The organism is Streptomyces cellostaticus, assembly GCF_001513965.1.
Taxonomy (GTDB): domain Bacteria; phylum Actinomycetota; class Actinomycetes; order Streptomycetales; family Streptomycetaceae; genus Streptomyces; species Streptomyces cellostaticus.
This window is the reverse complement of sequence record NZ_KQ948043.1, coordinates 95,027-101,564: the sequence shown is the minus strand read 5'-3', so window position 1 is coordinate 101,564 and position 6,538 is coordinate 95,027. Positions and strand designations below refer to the sequence as shown.

Annotated in this window: 3 protein-coding genes and 2 pseudogenes; 2 read left to right on the top strand and 3 right to left on the bottom strand. The window is 67.8% G+C overall.

Annotation, left to right across the window (positions count from 1 at the left end):
• Positions 1 to 356: 356 nt before the first annotated feature.
• Positions 357 to 500, bottom strand: a complete 144-nt coding sequence (locus tag AQI88_RS46235; protein WP_159050473.1) for a hypothetical protein — start codon at positions 498 to 500, stop codon at positions 357 to 359.
• A gap of 1,724 nt (positions 501 to 2,224) precedes the next feature.
• Between AQI88_RS46235 and AQI88_RS48065 the strand changes: the two are divergent.
• Positions 2,225 to 2,483 (top strand): annotated as a pseudogene (locus tag AQI88_RS48065) (transposase); the annotation flags it as partial.
• A gap of 522 nt (positions 2,484 to 3,005) precedes the next feature.
• Here AQI88_RS48065 and AQI88_RS35730 read toward each other — a convergent pair.
• Together AQI88_RS35730 and AQI88_RS35725 are read right to left on the bottom strand one after the other, a co-directional pair.
• Positions 3,006 to 3,743 carry a VC0807 family protein gene (locus AQI88_RS35730; protein ID WP_244184475.1) on the bottom strand — a complete coding sequence of 246 codons (738 nt, stop codon included), beginning with the start codon at positions 3,741 to 3,743 and terminating at the stop codon, positions 3,006 to 3,008.
• 536 nt (positions 3,744 to 4,279) lie between these two features.
• Positions 4,280 to 5,011 (bottom strand): DUF4097 family beta strand repeat-containing protein, encoded by a 732-nt coding sequence (locus AQI88_RS35725; protein WP_079058016.1) that lies wholly within the window; start codon positions 5,009 to 5,011, stop codon positions 4,280 to 4,282.
• Positions 5,012 to 5,444: 433 nt separating this feature from the next.
• Here AQI88_RS35725 and AQI88_RS35720 point away from each other — a divergent pair.
• Positions 5,445 to 6,482, top strand: a pseudogene (locus AQI88_RS35720) (IS1380 family transposase); the annotation flags it as partial.
• Between the last annotated feature and the right edge of the window lie 56 nt (positions 6,483 to 6,538).

Sequence of the window (6,538 nt, the reverse complement as noted above, 5' to 3'; positions counted from 1 at the left end):
TTCTAGCTGTGGGTCGGCTCCTTCGGGTGGGGTTGGGCCTGGCCTCGATCAGTGGGCGGCTGTCCATGTGTACCCAGGGGAAACCGCCCGGGCGCAGGTCGAGCAGGTCGTGGACGCGGGCGCGGACCTTCGCCCGCGCGGAGGTGATCTTCGCGAGCCGGACCGGCCGATGGCGTCGAGCGTGCGGAAGGACGCGCTCGACCCTGAGTACCGTTTCGCCTCCATGCCTCTCTGGGGGCCACGAGTTCAGCATTACCGGCTGGGGCCGGAAACCGGCACCGGCCGGATGAGCCCTACCCTGCGGGTTCCGTTCCGTCAGGCAGGGCTCCCTCTCCCTTGGCGGGGCAAGACCCAGGTCAAACGCCTCCACCACCCAGGCAGAGGGGGATCGCGATGGTCAGGACGCAGTTGTCGGCATCAGCCGAGGCTGCTGGCGCACTCCCCAGGAGGAGGGCAACCGCGCCGACCATGGCGGTCAGGAAACTGATCAGACGCATCATCCGCTCCTTGAATGCATCGCTGACATTTCTCCGCACCAGCTAACAAAGGTTGTGCAGAGCCAGCCAGTCCGAAAAGTCCGAACGGATGAGTCTGCGTCGACGTCGAGGACTGTCCTTGGGTTGCGGACGACGCGGGCCCAGCACCATGCCAGGAACTGCGAGCGCGAGATGTCCCAGGCCGCAGCACACATCCAGTGGGCGTTCATCACTCTCATGGCGCGCCGCCTGGCCCGACCGCACCGCCATCTGCAGCAGCAGCCGGCTCCCCTCGCAGCAGCCGCCTGAAGATCCCTCCGCTGCTGTGGAATTGCCGCCTTCACAGCGCCGCGATCTGGGCAAAGAGGTTGTGACACAGCTTCTCACCCCGGTGCGGCCACTACTCGGGGGCCGAGGATTCAGCACAGCCGTAGAAGGCGTCGACGTAGCGCTGAGCGAGGTCTGCTGGGTGATCAGCAGGTGCGGATCGGCCGTTCGTGGCCATCTGCGATGCCGATAGTCCAGGTAGCGGGCGATGGCAGCGTGGGTGAGGTCGCCGAGGGGGCGGTGTGCTCCGCCGAGGCCGAAGTCGCAGATGGGCAGGTCAGCGTCGGTCAGGGTGAGTGTGAGTATCTGAGCCACAGTCAGGGCCTGGTGGCCCGTGCGTACGAGGATCAGCCACTCGGCAGGGTCGGGTTCGTGAGCGGCCGGTTCAGCAGAGGCCGCCTCAGGGAGCCGAGTGGGGATGCGCGGCTGGGGTCGGTGCGTCGGATCCGGGCTCAGTCGCCGAGGGGGATGGATGAAGATGCGACGGCGGGCCCAGGAAGGCATCGACCTCACCCTCACCTTCCTCCGCGCCAAGCGCGACGAGACCCAACGCCGAGCCACGCGACCGCCCGTCGACCTGGGCATCCCGAGTGCACGCACACACAGGAGATGACGAACACGGGTCAGTACCGAAAGCTGGCCCGCCCCTCAGCGAGGTAGATCATCCAGGGGCGAATCGGCTCACCGCCCGCCACAGGCCGCAGTTCCACACCGAGATCTCGCACGGCGGCGATCGCCCCGATCGGGTGCTGAGGAAATTGCCGGCGTCACGCCTCCTCCTGAGCCACGAACGGCGGAGCCGTAAGGCCGAGCCGACCAGCTGGAGGCAGTCAACTGGGCGGGGCGTCGTCTCGGTCCTCGCGGCCGCAGGCACGGGCAGAGCGCTGCAGGAGACCAACGTGACCCAGTTGGGCTTCCTCGTCTCGCTTGCCATGGTCCTCGTGCTGTGTCCCGGCCTGCGGACGAGAGTCCTGAGACCCCGCCTGACGGTCCGCGCGGAACTTGGGCGCGGTCGAGGAGAGAACGGACAGGCGCCCCGGTCGTAGCTATCATGATGGAGTCGTTGCCTCGGCCTTTGACGGTCCGCACCCCGGCCCGTCACCTCATCCGGCGGGCCGGGGTGCGGACCGGTCGGCTGTCCCGTCGGCTCGGATACGCGCAACAGAAACCGCGATGCTTCGCGCGACGCCAGGGAACGGACGTACCGATCTCCGCAGGACATCGGGCTGCCGAGCGGGCCGCCGACGGCACGGTCTGCCGTCGAGCAGAGCTCCGCCCCCGCGCGGACCCCATCCGAGTTGGTGTGATGTGGATCACCCATCGGACTGCTAACCGTCGGTGAGATGCAGGATCCGCTTGGCCAGGAGCCGGAGCGTATGGCGGGATGCCGCCTGCGGCCCTGTACTGCTCAGTCCGGCGGGGGATGCAGACGCATCGTCTCCACCGGTCCGTCGGTCAACCGCTTCACCGGCGCCGCGGCCTGAAGGCGTACGCCGGATCCGCACCGATCACCCGCGCCTCCGACAAGAAACACTACGTCGGACGCCGCATGGTCAAGAACAACCGGCTCCACCACGCCGGCTATCCTCGGCCTTCTCCTCCCTGCGTTCATCGCCCGGAGCACAGGCCCACTACCGGCATCGACACGAAGTCGGCAACTGGCACGCACAAGCCCAGCGACGCTGCCGGAGCGTATGGCGGGATGCCGCCTGCGGGCCTGTGCACGGTGGCAGCATGTACCGCCTCGGACAGCAGTCGGCAGATCGAACGCAAGGCACCAGGGCAGTCGTATCGCGGGCCAGACCCACCGCCCAAGGCGGCACTCCGACATCCTCACAGTCGTATCTCGTGGCCACGGCGCGGTGCCTTTTGAGGCTTGATCGGCCTTGTCCGGGATGGTGCAGCAGGTCCCGTTCGCCGACCGGACCCCTCTTTACGGGCGCCGGCCGCGTGCTGGTGAGCCCGCGCGAGTCGCGGAGTTCACCGACGCGGCCCACGGCCATCTTCGCGGTGAACACCCGCTCCCAGGTGCCGTCGACGGCCCACATGTGCAGCCGGTTCCAGGCGCCCCGCCCGTTGCCGTACCTCTCCGGCAGATACACGCAGTGCGTTCCGGTCTGGAGGTAACGGCTCGGCCCTCCCCCACTGTCATCTGTTAACGGCAACACCCGACCAACGACCGACCGATCCGAACGAAACCGCCTAGCCCTGGGCAGTGGCCGCGGCGGCACGCTCCTCGCCTCTGCGCCGTGCCCGCTTGCCGTACATGGTCGTCCACAGGATGAGGCTGCCGAGGACGCCGTAGATCAGGATCGGGCTGAGGGTCACCATGGTGTCGATGCTCAGCGCGGAGGCCAACGCAACGCGGACCACCGCCTCGATGCAGTAGGCCACGCCCCAGACCGTTGTCATCGTCCGCGTGGTCGTGCGAAACCCTTCGAACTGCCAGAGACCGTTCCACCAAGAGGTGCTTGCCGTGGTGCCGTCGGTGGCGAACTTGCGGCCGAAGTAGAACATGAGCGGTCGCGGCGCCAGCAGCGACGCCAGACACAGCAGGCCGAAAAGACCGGTGACGGCCGAGTCCTTGACCAGAAGGGCCCGGGCCGAGTGGGGGCCGACGAGTGAGACGACAGCCGTGATGACCAGGAACACCAGGGTCACGATGGCGAACTCATCGAGGCGGCGCCGCCACGCAAGGTGCACGGCACTGTCGAGCACCGGCCAGGCACCGCTTGCCAGCAGCGCGGCAAACTCACTCCACCCCTGATCACGCAGGGCGTTGTAGGTGAAGATCGGCGCCGCCACGTTCAGCACGATGGTGAGGACCCAGCCACCTACGGCGCTGCCCCGGGACCGGGCAGGCGGCAGCGGGCGTTCCTCCACCTGCGTCGCCCGCACATCCGACCCGCTTGACGTGCCCATGGCATCCTGAGTAGGCATGGTTCCCCCTGAAATTCCCGCTGATGAAAGTGGCCTCAACATGAGGCGGGTGTGTGGCAGTGAGACGGGCCACACACCACCGTCAGCTCACCACGCCCGCCGGGCGTGATCATTCACGACCAAGATTCGTTTTGGCAAGTGCTGATGGAGGCCGCCAGGCCGCTGACCAGTGCCCCGGACGCCGCCACAGGACAGCCTGTCACGTGATCCACAAGAAAGGCTCTGGTCGAGGCCGTCTGACAGCCCATCGTCTCTCGTGGGCAGACACGCGTAAAACTCGTCGCGAAAGCCTGACGCTTGCGCGAACGCTTCCCCTGGAACAGCTTCAGGCAGCAGCACTCTGGCGGCCTTCGTCGTGGTCACGTGCACCTTGGTCGAAGCACATGATCAGACGGAGGCCGCCTCAGCGTCCGGTGAATGCCCAGGTGGGCAGCCTGGTTCGAACCGCAGGCTCGGCCTGTCGGTGGCCGGGCAGCGGTGGCGGACAAGCGCGGGGCACCGCCGTTCGAGGCCGGAACAAGCCTGACGGAAGGCCATCATGCGGCCTTCACCGTGATGTCTCCACTGGATGTACTCAGGTCCAAGGCGTACTTGGCGGACGGGTCGGTGGGAACGGAGATGTGACGGCTGCCGCTCCTGATGTCGGTGGACACCCGATAGGGACCGGTGGGCGCCGTGACGGTGACATTGCCGCTGGAGGTCTTCACCCACACGTTCTGGGCCACCGCCGGGCTGACGGAGACCGACCCGTTGGACGTCTCGGCCCTCACCCCGCCGCCCTTCAGACCCTTCGCTTCGACCTGGCCGTTCGAGGTGCGCAGGTTGACCGGCCCAGTCGCGCCGTCCACGGTCACGTCCCCGTTGCTGGTGGACACCTTCACCTCGCCCACGGCGGACAGGTCCACCTCTCCGTTCGTCGTCGAGCCGGTCACCGGCAGGCTCGCCGGCACGTCGACCGTGTAGTTCACCGAGCAGTCGTGGCCGCAGCCGGCGAGCACCAGGACGCCGTTCTCGACGCGGTAGGTCGGTGATTCCGGCTTGTCGTTTTGGTAGTCGACCTTGCGATGGACCAACACGTTCGTGGCGCCCTTGGTGCCGCGTACCTCGACCCCGCCGTCCTTGTTGTCGAGTCGTACCGAAGTGATCTTCTCCGAGACGGTGTGGTCATCCTCGAAGGTCTTGTCGTCAAGCGCACCGCACGCGCCGAGCTCTCCTGCCACGATCACGGTCACGGACGCAGCCGCGAGAAAGCGGAGCCGCTGGTGCAAGAGAATCTCCCCCGTAGTGCACAAGTCGCCGAGCACGTCGGCAGTGTCGTCAATGCGCAGGTCGGACCTGTGATCGAATCCGCCGTTGCGATGACGTTACAAGACCTTCGATGAGCCCCGACATGGGGTTAACCCCCCGCATGCGCCTGCGGTTTGCCGGCAGGGTGGTCGTGGGACTCCGGCGTCTCACGTGGTCGCGTAGTGGAGTGAGCAGGTCGGATCTGGCCGGTCGAGCGGCGGCCTGACGACCGGACGGCGCAGTTACAGAAACGGCTGGGCTCCCCGAGAGACTCGCGCACCTTGAGCAGGTGCGCTTCGTCTTCTGCGCCAGCTGAGCACGACGACCTGATGCGCGGTCAGGGCGCCCCCAGCCGACGTGGTCAGCGGTCCGACTGAAAGGTCGGCCACGAGCCAGTCGACCGTGCGCTGCAGCAAGGTCCTGCCGGATATCGCGCTCACGATCGCACTCGGCGGGGACTGCCTGGCCGATGTGGGCATGCTGCGGGCCGAGCCGGCCGTGTTCGGGTCGGTGGGTCGTGGACCTGGACGGCGTACTCGTCATCGCGCACTCCGACAAGCAGGACGCCGCCACGACCTGGAAGAAGACCTTCGGCCACCACCCGCTGACGGGCTTCGTCGACCACGGGCACGGTGGGTCCGGGGAACCGGTGGTGGAGCTGCTGCGGCCCGGCAATGCGGGCTCCAACACCGCCGCCGACCACATCGAAGCCGCCCGGCTCGCCCTGGCCCAGCTGCCCAAGAGCTACCGGCGCGGACGGCAGACACTGATCCGCTGCGATTCCGGCGGCGGCACCCACGAGTTCGTCACCTGGCTGTCCGCCCGTGGCCGGTGGCTGTCGTACTCGGTCGGCATGACCAATCCCGACGCCATCCACCATGCGGCCCTGCACACCCCCGCTACCGCCTGGACACCAGCCGTCGAACCGGACGGCGAGATCCGCGACGGCGCCTGGGTCACCGAACTTACCGGCGATTGCCTCAAGAGCCGGCCCGAGGGATGCGGCTGATCGTCCGCAAGGAACGCTCACGCCCCGGCGCCCCACTGCGCTTCACCGACGCCGGCGGGATGCAGCTGACGTGCTTCGTCACCAACACCGAGAACATTCCGATCGCCGATCCGGAGCCACGCCACCGCCAGCGGGCCCGTGCCGAGGACCGCATCCGCGCCGCCCGCGCCACCGGCCTGCGCAACCTGCCCCTGCACGACGCCGCGCAGAACCAGGTCCGGCTGGAGATCGTCCAGATCGCCCTGGACCTGCCGGCCTGGATGCCGATGCTCGCTCTCACCGGCGGCGCCCGACTGCGGGAGCCCCGCCGCCTGCGGCTGCGGCTGCCGCCCAGCGTCACCACCGGCCGCCGCCGCATCCTTCGCCTCGCGAAGCACTGGCCCTGGACCGGCGTGATCACAGACACCCTCGACCGGCTCGAGGCTCTGCCGAACCCTGGCTGACCAGCAGCATTCCGCCCCTACGAGCAACACCACCACGTCCGGATCCTTGGAACCCG

What these genes read in the sequence shown, in the direction of transcription:
- AQI88_RS46235 (WP_159050473.1), bottom strand. Translation starts at nt 500, where the DNA reads ATGATGCGTCTGATCAGTTTCCTGACCGCCATGGTCGGCGCGGTTGCC.
- AQI88_RS35730 (WP_244184475.1), bottom strand. Translation starts at nt 3,743, where the DNA reads ATGCCTACTCAGGATGCCATGGGCACGTCAAGCGGGTCGGATGTGCGG.